Annotated in this window: 20 protein-coding genes and 4 pseudogenes; 9 read left to right on the forward strand and 15 right to left on the reverse strand. The window is 57.7% G+C overall.

Annotated features, from left to right (window positions below; all coding sequences use genetic code 11):
* Nucleotides 1-393 precede the first annotated feature (393 nt).
* The 3 genes from KP808_RS21060 to KP808_RS21070 form a co-directional block, all read right to left on the reverse strand.
* On the reverse strand, nt 394-1,836 hold the full coding sequence (locus KP808_RS21060) for an amidase (RefSeq protein WP_230016814.1): 1,443 nt from the start codon (nt 1,834-1,836) through the stop codon (nt 394-396).
* Between the two features lie 61 nt (nt 1,837-1,897).
* Nucleotides 1,898-2,830 carry a SphA family protein gene (locus tag KP808_RS21065; protein ID WP_230016815.1) on the reverse strand — a complete coding sequence of 311 codons (933 nt, stop codon included), beginning with the start codon at nt 2,828-2,830 and terminating at the stop codon, nt 1,898-1,900.
* A gap of 68 nt (nt 2,831-2,898) precedes the next feature.
* Nucleotides 2,899-3,891: a helix-turn-helix domain-containing protein gene (locus tag KP808_RS21070; RefSeq protein WP_122259427.1), complete on the reverse strand. Its 993-nt coding sequence runs from the start codon at nt 3,889-3,891 to the stop codon at nt 2,899-2,901.
* A gap of 312 nt (nt 3,892-4,203) precedes the next feature.
* Between KP808_RS21070 and KP808_RS21075 the strand changes: the two genes are divergently transcribed.
* Nucleotides 4,204-5,283 carry a GGDEF domain-containing protein gene (locus KP808_RS21075; RefSeq protein WP_122259426.1) on the forward strand — a complete coding sequence of 360 codons (1,080 nt, stop codon included), beginning with the start codon at nt 4,204-4,206 and terminating at the stop codon, nt 5,281-5,283.
* 12 nt (nt 5,284-5,295) lie between these two features.
* Here KP808_RS21075 and KP808_RS21080 read toward each other — a convergent pair whose 3' ends face one another.
* The gene (locus KP808_RS21080) at nt 5,296-5,730 is read right to left on the reverse strand and encodes a GNAT family N-acetyltransferase (RefSeq protein ID WP_122259425.1); all 435 of its coding nucleotides are present in this window, start codon (nt 5,728-5,730) and stop codon (nt 5,296-5,298) included.
* A 373-nt stretch (nt 5,731-6,103) separates the two neighbouring features.
* Between KP808_RS21080 and katG the strand changes: the two genes are divergently transcribed.
* The gene (katG, locus tag KP808_RS21085; protein WP_230016816.1) at nt 6,104-8,374 is read left to right on the forward strand and encodes a catalase/peroxidase HPI; all 2,271 of its coding nucleotides are present in this window, start codon (nt 6,104-6,106) and stop codon (nt 8,372-8,374) included.
* Nucleotides 8,375-8,490: 116 nt separating this feature from the next.
* Here the strand turns inward: katG and KP808_RS26245 are convergent.
* The 9 genes and pseudogenes from KP808_RS26245 to KP808_RS21130 form a co-directional block, all read right to left on the reverse strand.
* A pseudogene (locus KP808_RS26245) lies at nt 8,491-8,628 on the reverse strand (methyl-accepting chemotaxis protein); the annotation flags it as partial.
* Nucleotides 8,629-8,799: 171 nt separating this feature from the next.
* A pseudogene (locus KP808_RS25995) lies at nt 8,800-9,762 on the reverse strand (PAS domain-containing protein); the annotation flags it as partial.
* A 96-nt stretch (nt 9,763-9,858) separates the two neighbouring features.
* Nucleotides 9,859-10,167, reverse strand: a complete 309-nt coding sequence (locus KP808_RS21100) for a hypothetical protein (RefSeq protein ID WP_005733007.1) — start codon at nt 10,165-10,167, stop codon at nt 9,859-9,861.
* Between the two features lie 156 nt (nt 10,168-10,323).
* Complete coding sequence (gene nhaA, locus KP808_RS21105; RefSeq protein ID WP_057422791.1) at nt 10,324-11,502, reverse strand: Na+/H+ antiporter NhaA; 1,179 nt, start codon at nt 11,500-11,502, stop codon at nt 10,324-10,326.
* Nucleotides 11,503-11,659: 157 nt separating this feature from the next.
* Nucleotides 11,660-13,174 (reverse strand): ABC transporter substrate-binding protein, encoded by a 1,515-nt coding sequence (locus KP808_RS21110; protein ID WP_230016817.1) that lies wholly within the window; start codon nt 13,172-13,174, stop codon nt 11,660-11,662.
* A 50-nt stretch (nt 13,175-13,224) separates the two neighbouring features.
* Nucleotides 13,225-14,205 carry an ABC transporter ATP-binding protein gene (locus KP808_RS21115; RefSeq protein WP_230016818.1) on the reverse strand — a complete coding sequence of 327 codons (981 nt, stop codon included), beginning with the start codon at nt 14,203-14,205 and terminating at the stop codon, nt 13,225-13,227.
* Nucleotides 14,202-15,194, reverse strand: coding sequence for an ABC transporter ATP-binding protein (locus KP808_RS21120; protein WP_058409167.1), 993 nt, complete (start codon nt 15,192-15,194; stop codon nt 14,202-14,204). The genes KP808_RS21115 and KP808_RS21120 overlap by 4 nt, the downstream gene beginning before the upstream one ends.
* Nucleotides 15,191-16,054, reverse strand: a complete 864-nt coding sequence (locus KP808_RS21125) for an ABC transporter permease (RefSeq protein WP_230016819.1) — start codon at nt 16,052-16,054, stop codon at nt 15,191-15,193. The genes KP808_RS21120 and KP808_RS21125 overlap by 4 nt, the downstream gene beginning before the upstream one ends.
* A complete protein-coding gene (locus KP808_RS21130) occupies nt 16,051-16,998 on the reverse strand; it encodes an ABC transporter permease (protein WP_005745304.1) in 948 nt (315 codons plus the stop codon). The genes KP808_RS21125 and KP808_RS21130 overlap by 4 nt, the downstream gene beginning before the upstream one ends.
* A gap of 339 nt (nt 16,999-17,337) precedes the next feature.
* Between KP808_RS21130 and KP808_RS21135 the strand changes: the two genes are divergently transcribed.
* The 6 genes and pseudogenes from KP808_RS21135 (at nt 17,338) to KP808_RS21155 (ending at nt 23,496) form a co-directional block, all read left to right on the forward strand.
* Complete coding sequence (locus KP808_RS21135) at nt 17,338-18,102, forward strand: LuxR family transcriptional regulator (protein ID WP_058400660.1); 765 nt, start codon at nt 17,338-17,340, stop codon at nt 18,100-18,102.
* Between the two features lie 94 nt (nt 18,103-18,196).
* A complete protein-coding gene (locus KP808_RS21140) occupies nt 18,197-19,120 on the forward strand; it encodes a proline iminopeptidase-family hydrolase (protein ID WP_058400659.1) in 924 nt (307 codons plus the stop codon).
* A gap of 268 nt (nt 19,121-19,388) precedes the next feature.
* Nucleotides 19,389-20,108 (forward strand): annotated as a pseudogene (locus KP808_RS26250) (MCP four helix bundle domain-containing protein); the annotation flags it as partial.
* 306 nt (nt 20,109-20,414) lie between these two features.
* Nucleotides 20,415-21,014, forward strand: a pseudogene (locus KP808_RS26255) (methyl-accepting chemotaxis protein); the annotation flags it as partial.
* Nucleotides 21,015-21,230: 216 nt separating this feature from the next.
* Nucleotides 21,231-21,860, forward strand: coding sequence for a response regulator (locus KP808_RS21150; protein WP_058400657.1), 630 nt, complete (start codon nt 21,231-21,233; stop codon nt 21,858-21,860).
* Between the two features lie 46 nt (nt 21,861-21,906).
* Nucleotides 21,907-23,496, forward strand: a complete 1,590-nt coding sequence (locus KP808_RS21155) for a hybrid sensor histidine kinase/response regulator (RefSeq protein ID WP_057401039.1) — start codon at nt 21,907-21,909, stop codon at nt 23,494-23,496.
* Between the two features lie 47 nt (nt 23,497-23,543).
* Here the strand turns inward: KP808_RS21155 and KP808_RS21160 are convergent, their stop codons facing one another.
* Entirely contained in the window at nt 23,544-24,041 is a 498-nt protein-coding gene (locus KP808_RS21160; protein WP_407692662.1) for a hypothetical protein, read from the reverse strand.
* 228 nt (nt 24,042-24,269) lie between these two features.
* Nucleotides 24,270-25,538 (reverse strand): OmpP1/FadL family transporter, encoded by a 1,269-nt coding sequence (locus KP808_RS21165; protein WP_058400830.1) that lies wholly within the window; start codon nt 25,536-25,538, stop codon nt 24,270-24,272.
* 345 nt (nt 25,539-25,883) lie between these two features.
* On the opposite strand from KP808_RS21165, the gene KP808_RS21170 reads away from it, so the two are divergent.
* Entirely contained in the window at nt 25,884-26,384 is a 501-nt protein-coding gene (locus KP808_RS21170; RefSeq protein WP_058409160.1) for a GAF domain-containing protein, read from the forward strand.
* Nucleotides 26,385-26,390: the final 6 nt, after the last annotated feature.

Here is a 26,390-nt window from a genome sequence, read left to right on the forward strand (position 1 = left end):
TTCGCTTGCTGCCTATCAACATAATTGGCCCGCCCAACTACAGCTGGGTAGCCATCGGGCCAAATCTGGTCGTGCGTGACGGCAAGGTAGTGACCTCTCCGGATGAGCGCGCCAAGCACGATAAATCGATTCTCGATAGATTCGGCTCTGATTAGTATTTGGAGCCAGTTCTCAAAAAGCACCGTCCATCAGAATCCAGAGCACGCAGCGTTCCATCTGGTATTCCAAGCAAATTGACCAAACAATTATTTATTAAACAATACAGATAGATACCGACTGGTTTCAAACTACCCCGGCCCATCAAATTGCAGACGAAGACGCCCTAAAGCGTCTTTTTCGCATCCTCTCGCCTACCAACGCCCCCCGGTATCGAACGAGCATATGGCCCCCCCCTCAGCAACTAACCCCCGGCACCCGCCCCCGCCAAGGCCGCACCCGCTCCAACTGCCCAGCCAACCCCAACAACACCCCCTCCTCCCCAAACCGCCCAGCAAAATGCGCCCCCATCGGTAGCCCCGCCGCACTCCAGGACAACGGTACCGACATCGCCGGTTGGCCACTCGCATTGAACAACGCTGCAAAAGGCGAATACCGATGCGACCGCTCGATCATGTCTTCAAGGCTCAGGCTTTCGTCCGGCACCACAAGCTCACCAATGCGTGCCGGCTCGCGTGTCAGCACTGGCGAGAGAATCACGTCGTAATCCTGCATGAATGTCGCCAGTTGGCGGCCCAGGGCGTGTATCCATTCGACGGCGGCGGCGTATTGCGCGCCGCTGACGCCGCCTTTGTCGCGCAGGATGATGCGTGTGCGCGCTTCCAGTTCGGCGTCCTGTACGTCAAAGCCACGCATGCGGCCCAACAAATCGACGTGGTTGCGGGTGTTCGCGCCGATGATGGTGAAGACGTGGTCGAGGAATTCCGGCAACACCACTGGCAGGCTGACGGGTTCGATGCGGTGCCCAAGTGACTCGCATAACTGCGCGACGTCCCGTACGGCGGCCAGGCTCTCGGCGGAGGTTGGCCAGGTGCCTGATTGTTCGATGAGCGCGATGCGCAGGGTGCCGGGGTTGCGTTGGACGGCGCTGACGTAAGACAGGCTCTGGACCGGGCCTGCGTAAGGCGCGCCGAGGTCCATGCCTGCCGTGGCGTCGAGCAAAGCCGCGCTATCGCGTACGGTCAGGGTGATGGCGTGCGCGGTGCTCAGGCCTGCCCAGCCCTCGCCGACCATAGGGCCTGAAGGCATGAGCCCGCGGCTGGGCTTGAAGCCGAATACGCCGCAGCAGGATGCAGGCACTCTCAACGAACCGCCGCCGTCGTTGCCGTGGGCAAAGGGCACTACCCGTGCGGCCACCAGTGCAGCCGCTCCGCCACTTGAGCCTCCGGCGCTGTGCTCGAGGCTCCACGGGTTGCGGGTCGCGCCGAAGCGTGTGGACTCGGTGGAATAGGACGTGCCGAATTCCGGTGCAGTGGTCGTCCCGGCAAGCACGCAACCGGCACGCCTAAGGCGGCTGACAATTTCGGCTTCAAAGGGGGCACGGAACTCGCCCATGGCCAGGGAGCCATTGCTCATCCGCGCGCCATTGACCGGGGTAAACAGGTCCTTGATCAGCGTTGGCACACCTGCGAAAACGCCTTGGCTTTTTGCAGCGTCCAGCGCCGCGCTGCGGGCCGAGTCATACAGTCGCTCGGCGACGGCGTTGAGTTGCGGCTCAACGTGCTCGATGCGCTGAATCACCCCCTCCAGCAAATCGATCGGCTGGACCTCGCCGCGCCGGACCCACTCGGCCAGGCCGGTGGCGTCTTCATCGTTCAACAACGTTTGAATGTCTTTCATAGGAAGGTTCCTGATGGCCTGAATTCGAATTGAAACAAGATCGCCGATCTTGCAACCGTTTTTAGAAACTGTGACCTACCCGCAACGCCACGGTGTAGCCCTCGGTGCGGTTGCGTGCGCCGAATTCCTTGTAGATGTGAAACCACGCCGCAGGCATGCCGGGCGTGAAGTAGCTGATCGCGGGGCCGGCTGCGACCACTCGGGCGCGGTTGCCGGTTTCCAGCCCTGGCGCATCGTCATCGGAGAATTGCCGATAATAGAACCCGCCCATCCCCAGCGTGAAAGGACCTGCGTGCTGGCCCACGGCAAACTCGTGACGGTATTCGACACCGTTCTTGTAGTCGGTCGCAGGGTTGCGGGTGTTGATGTCAGTCTGAAAGCTGCTGGACACTTCAAAACCGCTGTCGCTGATGTAGGTCGCGTTGACGGTGGGAGAAAACGTCCAGTGATTCAGCCCCGGCGAAATAGGACGATTCTTGTCGTAGTCGCCGGTAGGTGTCTGAATCTGCATCTGTGCGTTCACGAACAGGTTGGGGGAAAGGTCCCATTGCAGTATGAGCGGTGACACCGAAATGTCGGCCATCCTGAACGGATCCGCCTTCAGGTCCAGCGGGCCGCCAGGCGTCTGGACCCGGAACGAGGCATCCATCTCGAAGAAAGGCACCGCCACGCTGTAGCCATAGCGCGCGCCCAGTATTCTGTATTCGGTCATGCGAAAGTACGCAACGCCGATGGACAGAACGTCCAGGGAAAAATTGTTGTCCAGCGAGCGACCGTGGCGGTCTTTCTGCACATTGGTCGAATAAAACGCCACGCGCATTCCCAGCGTACCCACGGGGGTCGACGGAGGCAGGATGCCTGCACCGAAATCGTAAACACCGAAGGAGGTAGTCGGTGCTCCGTTTTCAGTTGCCTGAACTGTGGCAGCAAGGCTCATCAAGCCGAGCGTCAAGAAAGTGAAGCGTCTGATATTGGAATTATTGTTATGACTCATCGCATGCCCCTGACCACGAAGGTGGTGGGGTCATGCTATTGAGTCATGCTTTATGCCGTTATCCGATTTCAGCAAAGATGTTTGCGTTGCAAGGTCTGCGAGGGTGTTTCCCCGAACAGTGTCCGGTAGTCACTGGAAAACCGGCTCAAGTGCCAGAAACCCCAGCGCGCGGCGACCGTCTGCACGAGTTCGATCCGGCTGCTTTCGCGCAACTCGCGCCGCGCTGCGTTGAGGCGCAACGTGCGCAGAAAAGCCACCGGGTTGATGCCCAGCGTCTCCTGAAAACAGTACTGAAGTTTGCGGCGACTGGTGCCAATGTGGTTGCACACATCCAGAATCGACAGCGGTTCATCCAGATGCGCCAAGGCATAATCGCGGGCCCGATCCACCATTCTCTTGCGCGCCGTGGGATTTAGCGGCGGCGCCTGATCAGGTGCCACAAGTTCCAGCACCTGCAACATTACGGCATCACGAATGCCACGCCGGATCGACTCGTACTCAAGCTTCTGCAGGCACACCTGCTCTCCATTCAACAGGTTATCGAACAGCGCAGTGAACCTCGTGCGAACCGTTGGATCGGTCAAACGGTAACACTTGGGAAGATCGGTAATTTCAAAACGGCTGCCCTGACGTTCCAGCGCGTGAGCCAGGGCACTCTCTTCAATCGCAATGCCCAGCGCATCCAATTGCAGCGGCGTACTCAATTCCGGAAGATTCTCGCCGTGCGCGACGATCATGCTCGACTCCGGAAGCGTGTGCCCGGCACAGAACGCAGGACCGTTGGCACTCAACGGCAAGGCGAAAATAATCGCCCCCTTCCAGGCTGTACCACTCTTGACCAGGGCCTGATTAGAGCGGTCGCGGACCAGTTGCAGCCAGTCCGAACGGAATTCCGTCAGCTCGCCTTCAAAGCCACCGGGCGTCACCTGGTCGTAACGAACCTGCCAGCCGCTGAGGTTGCGACCGTGCTCGTCGATGTCACAGGTTTGAAAACGCCTCAGGTGAGGTGGCGGTGCCGCCTCAATCGAAGCCTTGTTCATCTCCACATAACGACTACTCATCGGCCTTGCCCTTTAATACGTTTCAAGGTCATGAGGCTAAGTGAAGGCAAGTTTCATTCCGGCAGCAAGGAGTTTGAGTGATTAATACAGCGAAGCTACCAAACTGCTTTCAAGCTTCATAAAAACTCTGCTCGCTTCAAATAGAAAGCGTCCCGTCGAGTCATGGTGTAGGCCCACTCGCTGTCCCAGCAAGACAAGCGGCCATCGCTCTCGAGTGACGATCACGTATACTGGCAATATATCATCACGCATCTCGACCAAGGTATGTGCCGTCGATTACGCTTCGGCTGGCAGAAGTATGGAAAACAGCACATGCCACAAAGAAGAAACCTGAAAGACTCTATTTTCATACCCTTGAAGCTGTCTCAATTGATCGGCCTTTTCAGTTGGATTATCAGCTGGTATGTGAATCCGTCTATTGAGCAATCACTGGATATATTTATTTATTGCGCTCTGGCGGGGGCGACGCTGTCAATCATTGTCACTTCCAACAGCAGAAGCATGGTGACGTGGCGCCTGTTCGGCATTATCTACATGACGTCACTTACCGTTCTGTTCAAGGTACAGATCGAACGCATGGGCGTAGAGGCGTCGATGTGGGGATTGGTTGTCACTTCCCTGCTCATCACGGGAATGAGCGTATTCTTCGTCAAGTTTATTGACTACGTCGCTGCGGCTGCTCTGATCTGGTTGATCATGTGGCAAACGGACCTGACGGCGGTCGGCGTCCACCATGCGCCTCTGTTTTATGTTTTCCTGATCAGCTCGACCTTGTTGGGCGGCTCCCTGAATGCAACCTTCCTGAGCCTGGTCATGCAGACCATGGCGGCGAGTGATCGCTACCAGAAGCTGTCCGAAACCGACACGCTGACGAACGCCCCAAATCGCCGTGCTTTAGTCGCCAGCCTGGACAACGCACTGACGTCAGATGACACGTCCTCGCTGTGGTTCGCCATGCTTGATCTGGATAACTTTAAAAGCATCAACGACAACCATGGCCACGACGTGGGTGACAATGTCCTTATATGTTTCGCAACACTCATAAAAAACACAACGGGGCTGGTCAGCTTTGGTCGCCTGGGGGGAGAAGAGTTTGGCGTGATGTTATCCGCAGCAAACGCAGCAGACGCCATAGCGGCAATGGATCATTTATTGATGCACGTCCAAAAAGACCAAACAGCGAAAATGCCCTATTCATTCAGTGCAGGTATTGCGAGTTTGGCTCGGGCAAAAAACGTCAATGACCTGTTGAAAGAAGCCGATGAAAATTTGTATCTCGCCAAACGGAGCGGCAGACAATGTATTGCCTTTGAAGGCAGGATAGTTTCCGCGACCGCTGGAAGTGTGGAAAAGCAGAACCAAGGAGTGAAATCGGTTAATACCCATGCATAGCGCTCGGTCCTCTCAAGCATTCTCGCCGCCCTGCCGAACCATCGAATAGCGGTCAATATCCTCTCGCAATGTCCACCCCTGCCCTGACCAATATCGGCCAGCCGCCTCATTACCCTTCAGCACATCCAGATGACACTTATAAATTCCCAGCGCTTCCAGACACTGAAGGCAGCGCTCGACCAACTCGTGAGCTATCCCTTGTCGACGATACTCCGGCAGCACAATCAAATGTTGTAGATAACCCCGGCGGCCGTCATGCCCACACATGACACAACCGCACACAGCCCCCTCCGCCTCGGCGACGAAGCTCATATCGGGGTTTCTGTCGAGGTAGCGTGCCGTCGATTCACGCGAATCGGCATCGCGCAGAGAGATGCCCGGTGTATTGCGCATCAGTTCGATGACCGATTCGTAATCCTTGATTGTCATGCTGCGAATCGTGATCACTGGCTATGCCCGGCCTGTTATTCCAATGGCGGAGCAGATTAACAGAGCATTTCGCTGATCAGATGACAGCGCTGCCAGAGTTTGCCTATCAACCCATAACGTTCTTTCTATTAGAAATATCCACAAAGAAGGCTAATCTGCAAGAGCATCGGCGAAGGCCGTGCGGTTTTACCCTGATAAGGAGATAAGAATGAGCTCAAGTTTTCTGTGCACGTTGTGGGCTCGTATCGCAGCAATCCAATGATCGCTACTGGCCTGATCGTTGATCGAGCGGCCGGTACGAACCCAGTGCTATGGAGTTCCGTCATCACTGTCTGAAGCCCCGCGAGTGGGCTGGATGGCCGGATGCAAATGACAAAAAGGTGTATCAAGCATGTCAACTGAATCGAAATGCCCCTTCAACCACGCTGCTGGCGGCGGCACCACCAACCGTGACTGGTGGCCCAAGCAGCTGAATCTGAAGATTCTGCATCAGCATTCCTCACTCTCCGACCCGATGGGCGAGAGCTTTGATTATGCCAAGGAGTTCAAGAGCCTTGACTTCGAAGCGGTCAAACAAGACCTGCGCGACGTCATGACCCGGTCGCAGGACTGGTGGCCGGCCGACTTTGGCCATTATGGTCCGCTGTTCGTTCGCATGGCCTGGCACAGCGCCGGTACTTACCGTACAGGCGATGGCCGTGGCGGTGCAGGTGCTGGTCAGCAACGTTTTGCGCCGCTCAACAGCTGGCCTGACAACGTCAGCCTGGACAAGGCACGTCGCCTGATCTGGCCAGTCAAGCAGAAGTATGGCCGCAAGATCTCCTGGGCCGACCTGATTGTGCTTACCGGCAACGTCGCGCTGGAGTCGATGGGCTTCAAGACGTTCGGTTTTTCCGGTGGTCGCCCGGATGTCTGGGAACCGGAAGAAGATGTGTACTGGGGCTCCGAGACCACCTGGCTGGGTGGCGAAGAACGCTACGGCGCACAGAAGAAAATGCAGCAGCCGGGCGACGGTACGCTGGTCGCCGAGCCGGAGAATCATGCCAACGAAGAAAGCCGCACCGCGAGCGGTGAGCGCAATCTGGAAAACCCGCTTGCCGCTGTGCAGATGGGCTTGATCTACGTGAACCCGGAAGGGCCTGAAGGCGTGCCGGACCCGGTCGCTTCGGCGCGGGATATCCGCGAAACCTTCGGTCGCATGGCGATGAACGATGAAGAAACCGTAGCGCTGATCGCCGGTGGTCACGCCTTCGGCAAGACTCATGGCGCAGGCCCTGCCGACAACGTCGGTCCGGAGCCGGAAGCAGCCGGTCTTGAAGAACAGGGGCTTGGCTGGAGAAACAAATTCGGCAGCGGCAAGGGTGGCGACACCATCACCAGCGGCCTGGAAGTGACCTGGACTTCGACTCCAACCAAATGGAGCAACGAGTACCTGGAAAACCTCTTTGGCTTCGAGTGGGAGCTGACCAAGAGCCCTGCAGGCGCGCATCAATGGACGCCGAAGAATGGCGCAGGCGCGGGCAAGATTCCGGATGCCCACGATCCATCCAAACGTCATGCGCCGAGCATGCTGACCTCTGACCTGGCGCTGCGCTTCGATCCAGCTTACGAGCAGATCTCCCGTCGCTTCCTGAACAACCCTGAGCAACTGGCCGACGCGTTCGCCCGCGCCTGGTTCAAGCTGACTCACCGTGACATGGGCCCGCTCGCGCGCTACCTGGGCCCGGAAACACCGGCCGAAGAGCTGCTGTGGCAAGACCCTATTCCGAATGTGGGTCATGCGTTGGTGGATGATCAGGATGTTGCCGCGCTCAAAGGCAAGATTCTCGCTTCGGGCCTTTCTGTCTCGCAGCTGGTTTCAACCGCATGGGCAGCCGCTTCTACCTTCCGTGGCTCTGACAAGCGCGGCGGTGCCAATGGCGGCCGTCTGCGTCTTGCTCCGCAGAAGGACTGGGCGGTCAACCAGCCTGCACAACTGGCGGGCGTACTGAAGACGCTTGAGAGTATTCAGAGCGAGTTCAACGCAGCTCAGTCGAGTGGCAAGCAGGTTTCCATTGCTGACCTGATCGTCCTAGCCGGTAGTGCAGGTGTCGAGCAGGCTGCGAAGAACGCTGGCCAGCACGTCACGGTGCCGTTCACACCAGGCCGTGCCGATGCATCGCAGGAGCAGACAGATGTCGAGTCGTTCAGCTTCCTTGAGCCGATCGCCGATGGCTTCCGCAACTATCAGAAGGCGCACTACAAGGTCTCGGCAGAATCGCTGCTGGTCGACAAGGCGCAACTGCTGACCCTGACTGCACCGGAAATGGCTGTGCTGTTGGGCGGCCTGCGGGTCTTGAATATTAACGTCGGACAGAGCAAGCACGGCGTATTCACCGACAAGCCGGAAATCCTGAGCAACGACTTCTTCAAGAACCTGCTGGACATGGGCGTTGAGTGGAGAGCGACTTCAGGTGCCAACGACACCTTTGAAGCACGTGACCGCAAAACCGGCGCAGTCAAATGGACCGGCACCCGTGTCGATCTGGTATTTGGCTCACATGCCCAACTGCGTGCGATCTCCGAGGTGTACGGCAGTTCGGACGCTAACGAGAAGTTCGTCAAAGACTTCGTGGCCGCATGGACCAAGGTGATGAACCTGGACCGCTTCGACCTGGCTTGATGTGTTTGATGTGCTGAGTTGAAAAAACGCCTCCCTTGCGGAGGCGTTTTTTTGCGGCTATGAAAAAGCGAAGTCTGGTTTTATCAGCGGCTCATCATGCTTGCCGCCTGCTCCGTCGCTTCGGTCGTTCGAGTCGCCAGCTTGCGCACTTCGTCAGCTACCACCGCAAAGCCCCGCCCAGCTTCCCCGGCACGTGCAGCTTCAATCGCGGCATTGAGCGCCAGAAGGTTGGTTTGGCTGGCAATGCTCTGGATAGTGCCGACTATCTGGGTCAGTTGAGTGATGTTCTCTTCCAGGTTTTTCTGATGCTGTGCTTCGGTGTCGCGAAGAGCATCCTGCTCATGCTTCAAATGCACATCCACCAACGCACCGACCACCCTCAGCGGAACACCTTCGGGATTGCGACGAGTCTGGCCGCGTGCACGGAACCAGCGGTACTCGCCGGTTTTCATCTTCAGGCGGTACTCGATATCGAACGGCGTCTTGCCAGTCCGGTCATTCAAGTGCGCACCGAATGCTGTCAGACTGCGCTCCTTGTCGTCAGGGTGCAGCCGTGACGCCCAGCTATCCAGTACGTCAGGAAATTCTTCAACTGTTTCGAAACCCAAGAGCCGCCTGAACTGTGGAGACCACCAGAACGGGTTTCTCGCATTGACCGGGTCGCCAGCAATGACCTCCATGTCCCAGAGCCCGTCGGAGAGCATCTCCCGGGCCAGTTCGAATCGGGTAATGATCACATCGTGTTCCAGATCACGCTCAAGCTCATCGTGAATATCACGAAGCGAGCCGGCGACACGCAGCGGCGTTCCGCGTGCGTCTCTTAACGTTTCGCCTTGGGCATAGAACCAGCGATAAGTGCCGTTCTTCATCGCCAGACGATTCTTGACTCGGTACGGCGTGTTACCCGAGCGATCATTCAGATGCTTGGCAAATGCGTCGAGCGTGGCTTGTTTATCCTGCGGATGAAGCCGGTCTGCCCAGCTCGCCAGTACGTTAGGGAAATCTCGCTCGTCGTTAAAACCGAGAAGCGTGCGAAGTTGCTGCGACCACCAGAATCGATTGTTCGGGTTGACCGGATCGCCCGCTACGACCTCCATATCCCAGAGGCCCTCGCTCGACGCACGGTTGACCAGATCAAAGCGGGTCTCATAGGCGGCAGCCGAGGCAGAGGCTTCACCCAGAAGGTGGCGGGCGGTTTCCAGTTCCTGCTCAAGATCGGCGATACGTTGCTCGTCAAGACGACGCTGGGTACTCAGCGAACTCCAGCACTCAAGTACGCTGCTCTCTTCAGCGCAGCCTCTTACCACCGGCTCGCCAGCCCCCTTGAGAGAGGCAATAAGTTGTTGAAGGGCTTTTCTGTCACGACGTGGTCGGAATAAGTGAAACATGCACCGGGCTCTCGAAATAAAGTCAGATTTGCCGAGTCCCTGGCATGTCACTTCTTTATCGACATGCCGTGCGGTTTCTGAATCGTCAGATTGCGATCAGGTAATGGTCACTTGTTCCAGAATCAACTTCACGGCTTGCTGATCGGTTTGCGCCCCAGCCATCAACTCCGCTACCCAGCCGCAGCCGGACTTCTCCAGATGAACTCGCCAATCACCGGGCCAGTTCTCAAGCCCGGCCAGGTTCAGAAATATACAGCCACCCCGCTCAGCATGCCCGCCGGTAATTGACTGTTCAAAACAGAACGGTTTATCGGCTCCGGATGTGTCGACACTGAATAGGTACACATCGTGTTTCGGGTCCTCAAGCGAAGGCGCGCAATTGCGCTGACTGATCAGCTTCAACATTTCTCAATCTACTCCTGGCTATATGATTGACTGTGACGTCCATTACTTCGGGAATGCAGTTCGCGACGGTTTACGTCGCGAAGAGGACGCAGAGCGTCCAGACCGGCATGCCGACGCGGAGCGTCGCACGATAGTTGAGATTATCGTCCCCTACGCTCACCCCCTCGCTCCAAACCTGCGCAACACCACAACCCCAAGCAACGCCGATAACACCGACCCGATCAGTACGCCCACCTTGACCTCATCCACCAGCTCCGGTGCGCCCGGGAAGGCCAGTGCGCCGATGAACAGGCTCATGGTGAAGCCAATACCGCACAGCGCCGCAACACCGTAAAGCTGGCCCCAGTTGCTGCCGTCCGGCAAGCGGGCCAGGCCGGCGCGGATGGCCAGTGCAGCGAGGGCGAAGATGCCGACCTGTTTGCCGATCAGCAGCCCCAGCGCGACGCCCAACGGCACCGGGTCCAGCAGTTTGTCGACAGTGATGCCTGACAGTGAAACGCCGGCATTGGCGAATCCAAAGACCGGTACGACGGCAAAGGCGACCCACGGGTGCAGTTTTTCTTCCAGATGCAGCAGCGGCGAGCTGGCTTCTTCATCGGGTTTGCCGAGCGGAATGCACAGTGCCAGCGCTACGCCCGCCAAGGTGGCGTGAATACCGGACTGGAGCATGAAGAACCACAACAGCGCGCCGACAATCAGGTAAGGCAGCAGCTTTTTAACGCCCAAGCGGTTCAGCGCGACGAGCACGGCGATGGAGCCAAGTGCGGCCAGCAGCATGGGAATGGACAGATCGCTGGTGTAGAACAGCGCGATGATCAGCACAGCGCCGAGGTCATCGAGAATTGCCAGTGCCGACAGGAATATCTTCAGCGACAACGGCACACGCTTGCCCAGTAATGACAGCACGCCCAGGGCGAATGCGATGTCGGTCGCTGCCGGAATGGCCCAGCCGCCAATGGTGTCTGGCTGGCCCCAATTGAATGCCACGTAGATCAACGCCGGAACCACCATGCCGCCCAGCGCCGCGAAGCCTGGCAAGGCGCGCTGGCTCCAGGATGCAAGCTGACCGGCCAGCATTTCGCGTTTGATCTCCAGGCCCACCAGCATGAAGAAGATTGCCATCAGGCCATCGTTGATCCAGTGCGCTACCGACATCCCGGCGAGCACGGTATGCAGCGCTGCAAAGTAGCTGTCGGCCAGCGGCGAGTTAGCGACGATCAGGGCTGCCAGCGCAGCCGCCATCAGGATCAGACCGCCAGCGGCCTCAGCGGCGAAAAAGCGCTTGATGAACGCCAGCGCGCTCGGGGATTCGGTACGGGGGGTGGGGTTGTGCATGCAGGGCTCCGCAGGGTACAGCGCAAAAAGGCCGCAACCTTACCACTCGCAGAGCCTGCCACAGCGCAGGTAAACCTGAGGATACAAATTAACGCGCATGCCCATCATAGCTTGAGGAATCAGGGCTCCTGTCTGCCAGACAACAGCCCTGCCCGCTTCACTTCTTGACGGTTTCTTCAAGCGTGAACCGGCCTAGCGGGTTCTGGCCGAAGTGCTCGACGTTCTTGCGTGAAACACTGATGTAAGGGCTGTAGTAGAGGTCGATCCAGTTGACGTCGGCTTTGGCCATTTTCTGCAGGTCGACGTACATCTGCTCACGCTTCTTGGGGTCCATTTCAACCCGTGCAGCAGCAACCAGCTCCTTGACCTTCTCGTTCTTGTAACGGGTCATGTAGTTGTTGTTGGTGTCATGGCCAAGCACGAAGGTGGTTTTCTGATCCGGGTCGAGGATGTCGTTGGTCCAGTACATCACGGAGATGTCGTAGTCACCGGCAATCAGCATGTCCCAGCTCTGGCTCGGGTCGACTTTCTGCAGCGTGGTGGTTACGCCAACCTTGGCCAGCTGCTGTTGCAGCATGACCGCAATTTGCTCGTCGACTTCGTTGCCAGCGTTGACTACATAGTTGAGCTTCAGGTCTGACGCACCGGCATCCGCCAGCATCTGTTTGGCCTTGACCGGGTCATACGGGCGTTGCAGGTTATCGGCGTAGTGATACAGCGCGCCCTTGGGAATGTAGGAATTGGCTACTGTGCCCAGCCCGAAGGTGGCAGCTTCGACCAGCGATTTCTTGTCGATAGCCATGTCCAGTGCCTGGCGTACCTCAGGCTTGGCCAACGCGCCGTGCTCATGGTTGAGCAACAAATGATCTTCACGGGTGGACGGGTCCAGGTGAACCACCAGATCAGGGTTCTTCTTCAGGTTTTCGACACGGGAGAACGGCACATAGATCGCTGCATCCAGTTCGCCCTTCTGGACCATCAGCATACGGGTGTTGTCATCCGGCACCGAGATCCACTCGACACCATCCAGACTAACGCTCGGCGCTTCCCAGAAGTCGGGGTTCTTGGCCAGAATCACCCGGTCACCGCGCCGCCATTCTTTCACCGTGAAGGCTCCCGAACCGACAGGCTTTTCGGCGTAGGCCTCTTCACCCAGGGTCTTCATGGCCTTCTCGGAGAGAATCGACACGTTGGGCAACGCCAGTTGCGAGAGGAACGAGGCCGATGGGTTCTTCAGGGTGATGACCAGCGTACGCGGATCTGTTGCGACGGCTTTGTCGATAATCTTGTAGGAATCGCTCCACAGCGAGCCCTTGTCGTCGCGGATTCGCAGCAGGCTGAATACTGCGTCGCTGGCGGTCAGCTCCGAGCCATCAGAGAATTTGGCCGGGCGTATCTTGAGCGTATAGGTCAGCCCGTCGGGCGAAATCGACCAGCTTTCGGCCAGCCCTGGCACCAGCTTGGTGCCCTTGTCGTCAACCCGGATCAGCACATCGTAAACGTTGGAAAATACCCAGTTGTCGATGTTTTGCGCGCTTTTGATCGGGTCGAAGGTGGTGCCGTCCTCACGACGGCCGATGGTCAGCACGCCCGCGGCTTCCGCCACTCCCGCTGCCAGGGAACAGGCCCCCAGCATGGCGACGGTCAGCATTTTCATTGGTCGAGCTTTCATACGAATGAACTCCTTGCCGGTGTCGGGACAGATGTTGTTGTAGGTCTGGATCAAAAAACGGGTGCATCAAGTACGCAGTCGTAGCGCTGCTCGCCGACATGCCGGGTGGGTGGCGCGACGCTGGAACAGGTCGGCCTGGCGAACCGGCAACGCGGGTGAAAGGCGCAGCCAGCGGGCAAATTCAGGGGGCTGGGCGGCTCGCCCTGCAAGGGTTCACCGGGCAGCGGACGATCCGGATCAATCTCCGGAATAGCCTGGATCAGCGCCGCGGTATAGGGATGACGCGGTTTGAGAAAGACCTCTTCGACCGGGCCCTCTTCAACGATTTTGCCCAGGTACATCACCGCCACCCGGTCACACAGGCGGCGCACGATGGCAAGATCGTGGGCAATGAACAGAATCGCCAGGTTCATACGCTGGCGTAGTTCCAGCAGCAGGTTGATGATCTGCCCCTGAATCGACACGTCCAATGCCGCCACGCACTCGTCGGCGATGATCAGCCGCGGCTCGATGGCCAGTGCGCGGGCAATGCCGACACGCTGACATTGCCCGCCGCTCAAGGCGCCCGGTTTGCGTTCGGCAAATTCGGGCCGCAGACCGACCATGTCGAGCAACTCGATGACCCGCGCCGGAATCTCGGATGCGCTGACCTTGCGTTGCACTTTCAGCACCTCGGCCAGCGTGGCACCGACGGTCATGCGCGGGTTGAGCGAGGAAGACGGGTCCTGAAAGATCATTGCTGTTTCACTGCGCAAACGCTGCAGACTGATACCGCTGCCCTGGGCCATGTCGACATCATCGAAGACGATCTGCCCGGAAGTAATGTCGTTCAAACGCAGAATGGCGCGCCCCAGCGTGCTCTTGCCGCTGCCAGACTCGCCCACCAGGCCCAGCGTTTCACCTGCACGAATGCTCAGCGACACACCGTTGACGGCATGCACCCAACGCTTGTTGAGGCCCATGAAACCTGATCCGGGGGCCGGGAAGCGCACCACCAGATCGTTGACGTTCAACAGCACGGAGCCGCTCATGAAACGGCCTCTCGGGAGTCTGCCAGCGGGTAGTGACAGGCCGCTTGGTGGGCAACACCCATCGACCGCATCAGGGGTAGCGTCTCGACGCAGCCTGCGCCCGCATGGCCGCAGCGCGCCTGAAAACGGCAGCCGACGGGCAGCGCATCGAGCAATGGCGGCTGTCCGGGAATGGTGCGCAGCAGGCCACTGCCCGCGCTGCTGGCGGGCTGGCAGTCGATCAGGCCGCGGGTGTAAGGATGGCGGGCGCGGGCCAGCACGTCGCGCTTGCTGCCGTGTTCACACAATCGACCGGCGTACATCACCGCGATGGAGTCGCAGGTTTGCGCCACAACACCCAGGTCGTGGGTAATCATGATCAACGACAACCCGTGACGGTCACGCAGGTCCAGCAACAGCCGCAGGATTTGCGCCTGCACCGTCACGTCCAGCGCGGTGGTCGGTTCGTCGGCGATCAGCACCTGCGGCCCGCAGCCTAGCGCCACGGCAATCATGGCGCGCTGGCGCATGCCGCCGGAAAACTCATGGGGAAAGTTATCCACACGCGAAGCCGGGTCGGGAATGCCGACCTGACGCAGCAGATCAATCGCCTGCGCCCGTGCCTCACGTTTCGAAGCGCCCTGATGCAGACGAAAACCTTCGGCAATCTGCTCGCCGATACGCATCAGTGGGTCCAGATGACTGCTGGGGTTCTGGAAAATCATGCCGATCCGCCGTCCACGCATGGAGCGCATGCCGGTTGCATCCAGCTTTAACAGGTCGACATCATTGAGCAGCACCGAACCACCGCGCACGTGCAGGTCCGGCGATGGCATCAGTTGCATCAATGCCCGGCAAGCCATCGTCTTGCCAGAGCCACTTTCACCGACCAGCCCGAGAATCTCGCCCTGCTGCAGATCGAACGACAGCCGGTCGACCAGCGTTACCTCGCGGCCACGATTGTTCGCAATCACGCTCATCTCGCGGACTGTCAGCACCGGCGTACTCATTGTCGCTCCCCCAGGGTTTCGGCAACGCCGTCCGCCAGCAGGCTGAAGCCCATGGCCAGCGTCACGATGGCCAGCCCCGGAAAGGTGCAGATCCACCATGCAGACGTCAGAAACGCCTGCCCTTCGGCAACCATGGTGCCCCACTCCGCCAAGGGTGGCTGTACACCCAGCCCCAGGTAGCTGACCGACGCACCGCTGAGCAGCACCAGAACAGCGTCAGACATGGAAAACACAATCGAGCCGAACATCGCGTTGGGCAGCAGATGGCGGAACAGAATGCGCAAGTGACCAAACCCCAGACTTCTGGCCGCCAGGGCGAAATCGCTTTCCTTGAGGACCAGAATCTGTGAACGGATCAGCCGCGCGTAAGACACCCAGCCCACCAGCGCCATGGCGATGTAGAAACTGCTCAGGCCAGGGCCGAGAATCGCAATGATCGCCAGCATCAGCACCAGAAACGGAAAGGCCAGAACGATGTCGATTACGCGCATGCACAGGTTGTCGAAACGCCCGCCGATGTAGCCCGACAATGCGCCGACAAACGTGCCGATGATGAACGGGAAAACCACCCCGAGCACACAGATCTGCAGGTCGATGCGTGCCGCCCAGATGACTCTGGACAGAATGTCGCGGCCAAAATTGTCGGTGCCGAACGGATGCGCGAGGTGCGGTGCGAGCATGCGCAGTTCGGTGTTCTGGTAAATCGGGTCATAAGGTGCCAGCCACGGCGCGAAGAGCGCCAGCAGCATCCACAAGCCAAGCAATGAGGTGCCCAGCAGCATCGCCAGCCGGCCATTGCGCAAGCGCAGGCGCAGCCTTGAACGCCAGTGTGGGCGCAGATGGGCGTGGGCGAAGGTCATTTGATGTTCACCCGCGGGTCTATAGCGACAGTGGCCACATCAGCGAGGAAGTTGACGATTACCGTGGCACAGGCGAGCACCATGGCTACCCCCTGCACCACCATGTAATCGCGACTGAAGATGCCGCGCACCAGCAACTGGCCGATGCCGGGGATGGCAAACAGGCTTTCGATAACGACAGTGCCGCTGATCAGCCAGCCGATGTTCACCGCCAGCAGATTGATCGACGGCACCAGCGAGTTGGGCAATACGTGACGGCGAAACACTGCACCCTCACTGACGCCGCGTGCCCGCGCCGCAGTAACGTGATCAGCTTGCAGTTCCATGAGCATGCTCGCGCGCAGGTTGCGAATCAGCACAGCGGACAAAGCCAGGGCGATGGTCAGGCACGGCAGCACCATGTGGTGGGCCTTGTCCAGCCAGTCACTGCCGTAACCTGACACCGGAAACCAGCCAAGCTGCACACTGAACAGCAGAATCAGCATGATGCCCAGCCAGAATGCCGGCATGCCCAACCCCGTGGTGGTGAAGACACGAATCAGGTTATCGCCCCAACTGCCCTTGTTGCGTGCAGCGACCGTGGCCAACGGCACGGCGATCAGCAGAGCCAGCAGGACGCTGCCACACACCAGAAACACAGTGGGCTCCAGCCGGGTAACGATCAGTTTGAGCACATCGATCTTGTACAGCAGCGATTTGCCCATATCGCCCTGCAAGAGGTTTTTCATGAAGTACACGTACTGCGTCCACAAGGGTTCATCCAGCCCGTACTGGGCGCGGATGTTGGCCAGTGCCTGCGGTGTGGAACGTGCGCCCAGCAGAATGCGCGCCGGGTCGCCGGGGATCGAGCGCACCAGAATGAAGGTCACCAGACTGATGCCGAACAGCACCGGCAGCAACTGCAACGGACGCTGGAGGATGAAACGATAACGACCCAGATTCATCAGACGCCCCGATGCTGTGACAGAAAATTCAGCAGGACCGGAAAGTACGCCGCCACCCCTTTCACGCAAAAGGGCAGAGCGAAGTTGTAGTCGAACATTGACCATCCGTCGACTTTGATTGTTTTGCGCTCATCCGCCTTGCTCGCATACCCCATCGCACCTCACCTTTGCGGACGTCGCTCATGGCCTCAACCCTATCGCGCAGCGCCATGGCAAACAGCTAGCAATTCTTATAGGTTTTACACGACTGACAGCCGGTTGGACGCAGGCGTGGCACTGTCCTTGCTAATTGCTATATTAAGACCCCCACACCGGCTCAATGACAAAGGAGGTCAAGCCATGCATATCAGGTTGTCGGATTTCAATTCGCGTCTGCAATCGGCATCTACAGTGGATCAGCAAATGGATTGCGCACTGTTACTGGCCTCGGATCTTGGATTCGATGCAGTGATTTACGATTACAGCCCGGTGCCCGTGTCCCATGATGGAGCACTGATCACACCTTCGTTGCTTTCATTGCGCAACACCCCCGCCGACTGGCACGCACTCTGGTGCAGCCAGGGGTACTACCAGATCGACCCGGTGCAACACCTGGCCGTGGCCAGCGTTTCGCCTTTCGTATGGTCATACCAGCCCAAGGCCGAAACGGTGCTGCAAACCTTTATTACCGACATGCACAAGCCGGTGGTGCGCTATCTGCATGACTCACACATGACGTGTGGCGTGACAGTACCTATCCACATGCCCAAGGGCGGTTTCGCCACCCTGACAGGCCTGTGTTCCGACAGCAGCGACGCGGCGCTGGAAGATGCCCGGCAGAGCCTGGCCGAGTTCGGTCTGCTGGCTCATGCCTTTCAGGAAGTCGCCTATCCGCTGTTTGACCAGAAGATGCGCTCCTGCAATGCGATCAAGCTCACCCGCCGCGAGCGTGAATGCCTGAGCTGGTCTGCCGAAGGGCTGACGGCCAGAGAAATCGCCGATCAGCTCAACCGTTCGGTCGCCACGGTAACGCTGCATCTGAATTCGGCCATGCAGAAACTGGGGGCCAAAAACCGTGTGCAGGCGGTCGTGCGTGCCGTTCACTACCGTTTACTCGACCACTGACCGGTTTATCAGCCAAAACCTATCATTTTCTATAGTTTTAAGATGCCACGCGCAGCGCTATGGTGCCCCGAACTATCCAGCAGGGACCGGCGACATGGCAGACATGACGATCAAGGAAGGTTTTGCGCCGTTCGGCGACTATCAGACGTGGTATCGCGTCACCGGCAACTTGCAAGGCCCGCGTACACCGTTGGTCATTCTGCACGGCGGCCCCGGTTGTACCCATGATTACGTGGACTCGTTCAAGGACCTCGCCAGTAACACTCAGGCCGTGATCCATTACGACCAGTTGGGTAATGGAAAATCGACTCGCCTGCCCCATGAGAGTCGCGAATTCTGGACAGTCGATCTGTTCTTGAGAGAGCTGAACAACCTGCTTGCCCACTTGGGCATCGAAGACAATTACGCGTTATTGGGCCAATCGTGGGGCGGCATGCTGGCTTCGGAACATGCGGTGCTCCAGCCCAAAGGCCTGAAAGCGCTGATTGTCGCCAACTCCCCGGCAGACATGCGTACCTGGGTAAGCGAGGCCAACCGACTGCGCGAGGCTTTGCCCGCAGCTGTGCAAGCTGCATTGCTCAAGCACGAACAAGCGGGAACGTTGACTGACCCGGAGTACCTGGAAGCATCGCGGGCATTTTATGACCGTCATGTATGCCGCATCACACCCTGGCCGGACGAGGTGAAACGCACCTTCGACCAGATCGACGCGGACCCGACCGTGTATCACGCCATGAATGGCCCTACCGAATTTCACGTTATCGGCACTTTGAAGAACTGGACCATTGTCGACAGGCTGGAAAACATCAAGGTCCCGACCTTGGTGATTTCGGGGTTTTATGACGAAGCCACTCCACTCGTGGTGAAACCTTACGTGGAGAACATCCCTGACGTTCGCGCGTCGGAGTTCAGAGAGTCCAGTCACATGCCCCATGTGGAAGAAAGAATGGCCTGCATGGGCTGCATAGCCGGTTTTCTGGACATATTGCCTGTGACCGCTACTCAGTCAGCGGCTTAGCCAGCAGGCTACCAATGAATGCAGACCTCGAAAAACCACACTACTAGAGTTAATACTTTAACAACAGTGAATCGTGTAACCCGTTGACAGGATTCACTGTGTGACGGGAAGTTTTAGGAACACTTGCTTAACAAACCCTAAACAACATTACACTCATCATGAAATAACTTTCATCGCTATTAATTAAAGCTCTCACGGCTTCAGCAGAAAAACAGTTATCGGAAAGGAACGTATTGTCCCTCCGCCTGTTTTGCCGCTGGAGGCAACCATGAACATCAGATCGCTGAATATTTCACGCAGGGCATCCCTGTTTTTTGGCGTTATTACCTTGCTGCTGATCGGCCTCGGAGGATTCTCCTACGTGCAGATCGACCACCTGCGCACGGCCGAGCAGAACATCGAAGAAAATTCGTTGCCCAGCATTCAGATCGTCGACGACATTCAGATCGCCCTGCTTCACGCTCGACTGGAAAGCATCAGAATGCTCGCCAGTAACGATCCTGCCGTGCACAGCACAGCAGAAGCCAAAGCTCGGGAGGCGATCGAGGCGCTTCGCTCAAGCAGCGAGTTCTATCGGAAAAACCTGATTTCGGGCGAAGCCGACCGTGCGCAATTCGAAGACGCCAACAGCAAGATGGGGGCCTACATCGACGGCGTGAAACAGATCATCGCCATGGACAGCTCCGATCATGAAAAAGCTGTTTCCTTTGCGAACTCAGAGCAGGTTCAGCGCGCCACTGCCTATCAGGAAAAACTCACCACGCTGCGTGGGCACAACGCTGAAGAAGCCGTGAGCTCCGGAAAAGATGCCACCGACGTGTACAACCACAGCGTCAATGTATTGCTGACCGTTGTTATTGCAGCGTCCCTTCTGACCGTGGTTCTGGCGATTACCCTGACACGCAGTATTGTCGATCCGCTCAATGCTTCTCTCAAACTGGCAGAAGACATCGCCTCAGGCGACCTGACCCGGCAACTGGGCGTTACCGGCAGCGACGAAGCATCACGCTTGATGACGGCCCTCAACACCATGTCGGGGAACCTGCGTACCACCATTCATGAGATTTCCGGCGCATCCGCCCAACTGAGCACCGCTGCCGTCGAGATGACGTCAATCACCGAAAGCGCCGACCGTACACTGCAACAACAGAACAGCGAAATCGAACAGGCCGCCACTGCTGTAAACGAAATGAGTGCTGCCGTAGAAGAGGTCGCTCGTAATGCTACGTCTACCTCCCAGGCTGCCCAACAATCCAGCCTCTCCGCCGACCTGGGCAACCAGCGCGTAACCGAAACCCTGACCGCCATGCAGAACCTGACCGGCCTGGTCGAGGGCTCCTCTGCACAAGTCACTGCCCTGGCCGGCCAGGCGCAGGACATCAGCAAAGTGTTGGGCGTGATTCGCGGAATTGCCGAGCAGACCAACCTGCTGGCATTGAACGCAGCCATCGAAGCCGCGCGTGCCGGTGAACAAGGTCGTGGTTTTGCCGTGGTGGCTGATGAAGTGCGCGCGCTGGCGCATCGCACACAAACGTCCACTCAGGAAGTCGAACAGATGATCTCGGCAATTCAGGCCGGTTCTTCGGCCACGGTCGAGTCCATGCAGAAGAGTACTCAGGAAGTCCACAGCACTCGCAAGACAGCAGAAGACGCCGGGCAATCGCTGCGCCAGATCACCGACTCGGTACTGGAGATCAATAACCGTAACCTGCAGATCGCTGCAGCATCCGAGCAACAGGCGCATGTAGCGCGTGATGTCGACAGAAGCCTGATCAGCATCCGTGATCTGGCCGTACAGAGCAGCGAAGGCACCCGGCAAACACTGATTGCCAGTACCGAACTTTCGCAGTTGGCAGTCAACTTGAATGATCTTGTACTGCGCTTCAAGACATGAGGCAAAACGGGATCCATAACTATCGGGCATGGCGGCAATGCAGCGGATTCGTCTGCTGCACCTTTTTATAGCGCTAGTGCCATTTCTGGCAAAAAAACAATAACAAAATGCCAGCACTCGACCGCCATTAAAGTTGCACTTCATTTGTTTCATTAACGATACAAATACGTTCTATCAGGTATGATGCGCGCTACTTGAATACGGGAAGTATGAGGTATGCCGTGCAGAATCATCGTGGCCGACGATCACCCACTGTTTCGTGAGGGCATGCTGCGTACTATCGAGCGGCTGATACCTGAAGCGATTATCGAAGAAGCAGGCAATCTGGATGAAGTACTCACCCTCGCACGCCGGGGTGATGAGGTCGATACCCTGGTGCTCGACCTGCGCTTTCCGGGGCTCACTTCGATACAGACCATCGGCAGCCTGCGCAGCGAGTTCAAACGCACATCAATCATTGTGGTCTCGATGGTCGATGATCTGGACACCATTTCACAGGTCATGTCTCAGGGTGCGGATGGCTTCATTGGCAAAAATATAGACCCCCTGGAAATTGCCGAATCCATCATCGCCATTCGCGATGGCGAAGTGGTGGTCAAGTACAAGCCCGAAGGTTCGTTACTGAGTGATCTGGATACTGGCGCAATCAGCCATCTGACCGCACGTCAAAGAGAAGTACTGGGGCTTGTGGCGTCGGGAAAAACCAACAAGGAAATCGCCAGGGATCTGGGTATTTCACCCTTTACCGTGCGTATTCATGTCTCCAGCCTGCTCAAGGCGCTTGGTGTGCCCACCCGATCGGCTGCCGCTGCACAGTTTTCCAGCCTGGCCGGCAAACAGCACTGAGACGGTAGCCGCCATGTCATTACTGCCCAAACGAATAGATCTGGAAATGACTCAGGCGCTACTGCGCATGGCGGTCATTGCCACCTCGATCCTTTACGCACTGATCGCGTACGGGATGGGGGAAATGTCAGAGAACAAGCTGTTTGTGATCCTGGCTTATTGCATGGGTTTCGGCGTCGTCACGGTGGGGTTGATCATACGCATTGCCCAGCGCCCGGGCGCCTCAGGCAGACGACGTCTGTTTGCCCTGGTGACCGATAATCTGGCGGGAATCGTGACGATCTCGGTTGGCGGCGAGGCCATGTTGCCGGTGTATTCGGTGATGCTGAGCATGACGGTCGGCTATGGCATGCGCTACGGGCGCAACTACTTGCTGCTGGCAACCGGCTTTTCCATGATTTCGTTGATGATCATCATCGTGCTCACGCCGTTTCTGCGTGAACACCATGCTGTGGCCATCATGATGATCCTGACCATGCTGGTCCTGCCGCTGTTTGTCTATTTTCTGCTTGGCCGACTGCACATGGCCCTTGAAGAAACCCAGGCGGCCAATCAAGCCAAGTCAAGGTTTCTGGCACAGGCCAGCCATGACCTGCGCCAGCCGATCCACTCCATCAGCCTGTTTACCGCCTGCCTGCGCGATGCGCCTTTGGGCGATAACGAACAACGTCTGGTGAATAACATCGACCGGGCGTTGAGCGCGGTAGAACAACTGTTTCGTTCGTTGCTGGACATCTACACCCTCAACCAGGGCGAAGTCGCACCGCGTCCCGAATCAGTCGACCTGGATGCACTGCTCAACGGGCTGGCCGCGCAGAACAGCGAGGCTGCTACCTGGGCTGGCGTGGATATTCGCGTACACAGCGGCAACCATCACGTCTGGACCGACCCCGCCTTGCTGCGCACGCTATTGCAGAACCTTGTTTCCAATGCATTCAAATACGCACCGGGCAAACCGATTCTGATTGGCTGTCGCCGGCAAAAAGGCACCGTCAGCATTGGTGTTTATGATCGGGGCCGCGGCATACCCGCCGAGCACTTGCCGCACTTGTGCAACGAGTTCTATCGCGTCCGCGAGAAGCGTGACCGCGACATTGAAGGTGTTGGCCTGGGGCTGAGTATCGTCAGCCGTATCGCCAGGCTCATGAACCTGCGGGTCAATATCAGTTCAGTGCCCGAGCGTGGCACTGCGGTAACCGTCAGCGGCCTGAAAGCGGTGGCCGCCAGCCAGCCGGTGAACAACATCGAAATCAACTGGAATACCCGCCTGCTTTCCGGTCTGCGCGTCATGCTGATCGAGGACAATCGCAACGTGCTTGAAGCCACCGCCATGTTGCTACGCAGATGGGGCTGCGAGGTCCAGACCTTCAGCAGCATCCCCGAGATCAGTGTCGATTGTGATCTGGTAGTCACTGACTTCGATCTGGATCGTACGGCGTCGGGCGCCGACTGCATTGCCTACCTGAGCGGGCTGCAGGGAAGGCGCATACCCGCCATCGTGATTACCGGCCATGAGCTTCAGCACGTCCGGCAGACACTGAACGATCCGGATATCCCCGTTCTTTCAAAACCGGTGAGGCCGGTCGAACTGCGCTCGCTGTTGCTGAGTTTCAAGGCCGGTTCGGCGGTGTACTGACAGCCGTTGGAATGTGTTGTTTTCAGACGTTGGGCAGCAGGCTGTGGTCAATCCGTTGTGAAGCGTTCAACCACGTTGCCTTTGAACTTGATGAAGATGCGCGTAATCGACGCTTTTCTTCCGGTAGCTTGCGTGCCGCTCAGTGTGCTTGCGTCGCCCATTATTTCCTGTGCATCGCCCATGCGCGATTGCCCCTGAAGCAAGGTGGATGCCGCGTCTCCGGAACCATAGCGGTTAGAGTACTTGACCGCCATCTTGGTCAATGAGTTAAGACCTGATTCGTTACGGTCGTAGTACCACTCAGAGCTGTTATCGGACACATTGTCCTGCGCCGAATAAGGCGCACCAAACGCCTGGCGAATCTGTTCCTTGGTCGACTTTCGGGCAATGATGTTGGCCCTTATATAGTCAGGCGCATATTTGTAATCACCGGTCAGGGTATCGAGCGGGTTGCTGCCACCGGTCGAACAGGCCGTCATGGTTGCTGTAACCAGCGTAATCGCCGCCAACCCTCTTATGTTTGCCAAATGGCGAGAAATACCCATGCGCGTTCCCTCTGAAAACAAGTCTGTTGTGAGTGATCCGTTTACACCACTGCAAGACCTTTTACGGTCGCGCACGCGCGGCCGGCGACGTTATAAAAACGTCGTCTGCCATCGACAAGTCAGGGTGTTATTCAGCGCATTAGCTTAAGTGGCCGACCCAGGGCCAGCCATAGTACGGATGTACTAGTAACAGTACGGATGTACTGCCTTTGCAGATTTACAACTTTCTCAGAAACGGTAAGTCGCCCCCACACCCAAAAAGCTGGCGCGGTTCTGATAGCGCGCGCTGTAACTGGCCAGCGCATTGGCACGGCTGACATCAACACTTTCTTCTTTAAGATAGGCGTAGGCAACATCAAGGGTCAGTTCTTTGCTGACGTCATAACCCGCGCCCACACTGAAGATCGTACGGTCGCCGGTCGGTGTGCGTGGCGAGCGATTGGTATTGCTGGTCGGTGACTGATCCAGACGGATGCCGGTACGCAACGACCAGTGTGAATCCAGTCGATACGATGTGCCGAGCGCATAGGCCCAGGTATCGTGCCAGTCCAGCCCGCCTGCGATAGCGCCAGACAAGGACGCAGCCAGTATCCCACCGCGCGCGGGGCTGATGTTCTCGGTACTGAAACTCAGGTCCTTCATGCGGCTCCAGCGCGTCCAGGTCGTTCCCGCATAAAGTGTCCAGGCATCGGTGAGCTTCTGAGTGACTGACAGCTCGTAGGATTCAGGAGTATCGACCTGTAGCGAGCAGTCATAGCGATTGCTGCTCAGCAACTGGGCTGGCGTACCGGCACCTGTGGCAACCTCGGTGTGGCAATCAAGGTCATAGCGCACTTTGGAGTGGTAGGTCAGACCAGCCTGCGTGGTATCAGTCAGGCTGGCCAGAACGCCGATATTGAAGCCCAGCGCGACATCCTTACCCTTCACTTTCACATTACTGTCGGCGATGGCCGGGTTAAGCGTCAGGTCCGACTCCAGCGAGCCGGCAAACTGATTGATGGTCGGCCCGAAGCCCACCGATACCCTGTCATTGAAGGCATAACTCAATGTCGGTTGCAGGGTCAGAACTTTTGCATCGCTCTTGCTGGCAAAGGCGCGCCCCTGAAAACCGCGCTCGTAATCCGTCGCCAGGCCGAACGGCACGTACGCGCCAAGGCCAATGGCCCAGTGTTCATTCAGCCTGCGGGTATAGAAACCGAACGGGATGGCCTTGAATGGCACCATGTCGCCATCGTTGCTGCCGCTCGAACGTCCACTCGCCCGGCTGATATCCGTCGATGCATCGATAAAGGTAGCGCCACCGGTGACCTGCTGGCCGGCCAGACGCGCCATGCCTGCCGGGTTGCCGTATACCGTACCGGCATCTTCGGCGGCAGAGGCCCGACCCGCAAACGCTGTGCCCATGCCGCTTATGCCTTGCTCGTTAAGCGCAAAGCCACCTGCATACAAGTGCGTGGAAATCATGGCAACCGTGAAGCCCAGGGTCGTCTTGTGCATGGTGTTCAATGCTCGCAGTAAGGGGTTCCGGTCAATCCGGCTGAAATAGGAAACTGCCTGCATACACCTTCAAAGTGTTTTCAGGCATTCCATGCGCTGGCAAACCTGCGATTTTATCAACGCAAAAATGGGATCCCTATAGTACACATGTACTAGTACACGCCCCTGGGTAAGTCCTTAACGTTGACAAGGGCATTAAACTCGTTAAATAGTTGGAGGCGACGAACACGATATTTCATGTAAGCCACGATCAGGTATGGCACGATCACTTCCTGCACAAGATCTGCAGCGCCAGGCGTACTGCCAAGGCTGCATCAGTGCTTTCTATGACCAGGGTGACGCATTTTGAACAACAAATTGACTTCAGCAGAGCTGGCAGTCATCAGTGAAATCGAGGCCACTTCCAGCCTGTTACGGCTGGTAACCCGGCTGACCGGCCTGAGATTCGCGGCAATTGCCAAAGTAACCGAAACCAGCTGGACGGCATGTGCTGTGTACGACGAGATCAAGTTCGGACTGGAGGCCGGTCACGAGCTCAAACTGGAAACCACGCTGTGCAATGAGTTACGACAGCACAAGCGTCCTATCGTGATCAACGAAGTTGCCACGGATGCGGTCTACGCAGAGCACCCCATCCCGAAACTCTATGGTTTTCAGAGCTATTTCTCGTTGCCGATCATTTTCCCCAACGGAGACTTTTTCGGCACGCTGTGCGGTCTGGACAACGTGCCGACGCCACTCGACGACGTCGATACGCTCGATACCCTGAAAGTCTTCTGCACGTTGATCGCCAGCACGCTGTACGCGCACTACCAACTGCAGGAAATGCAGGAAGTCACTGCTTAAGGCATG

The organism is Pseudomonas savastanoi (assembly GCF_020917325.1).
Taxonomy (GTDB): domain Bacteria; phylum Pseudomonadota; class Gammaproteobacteria; order Pseudomonadales; family Pseudomonadaceae; genus Aquipseudomonas; species Aquipseudomonas amygdali.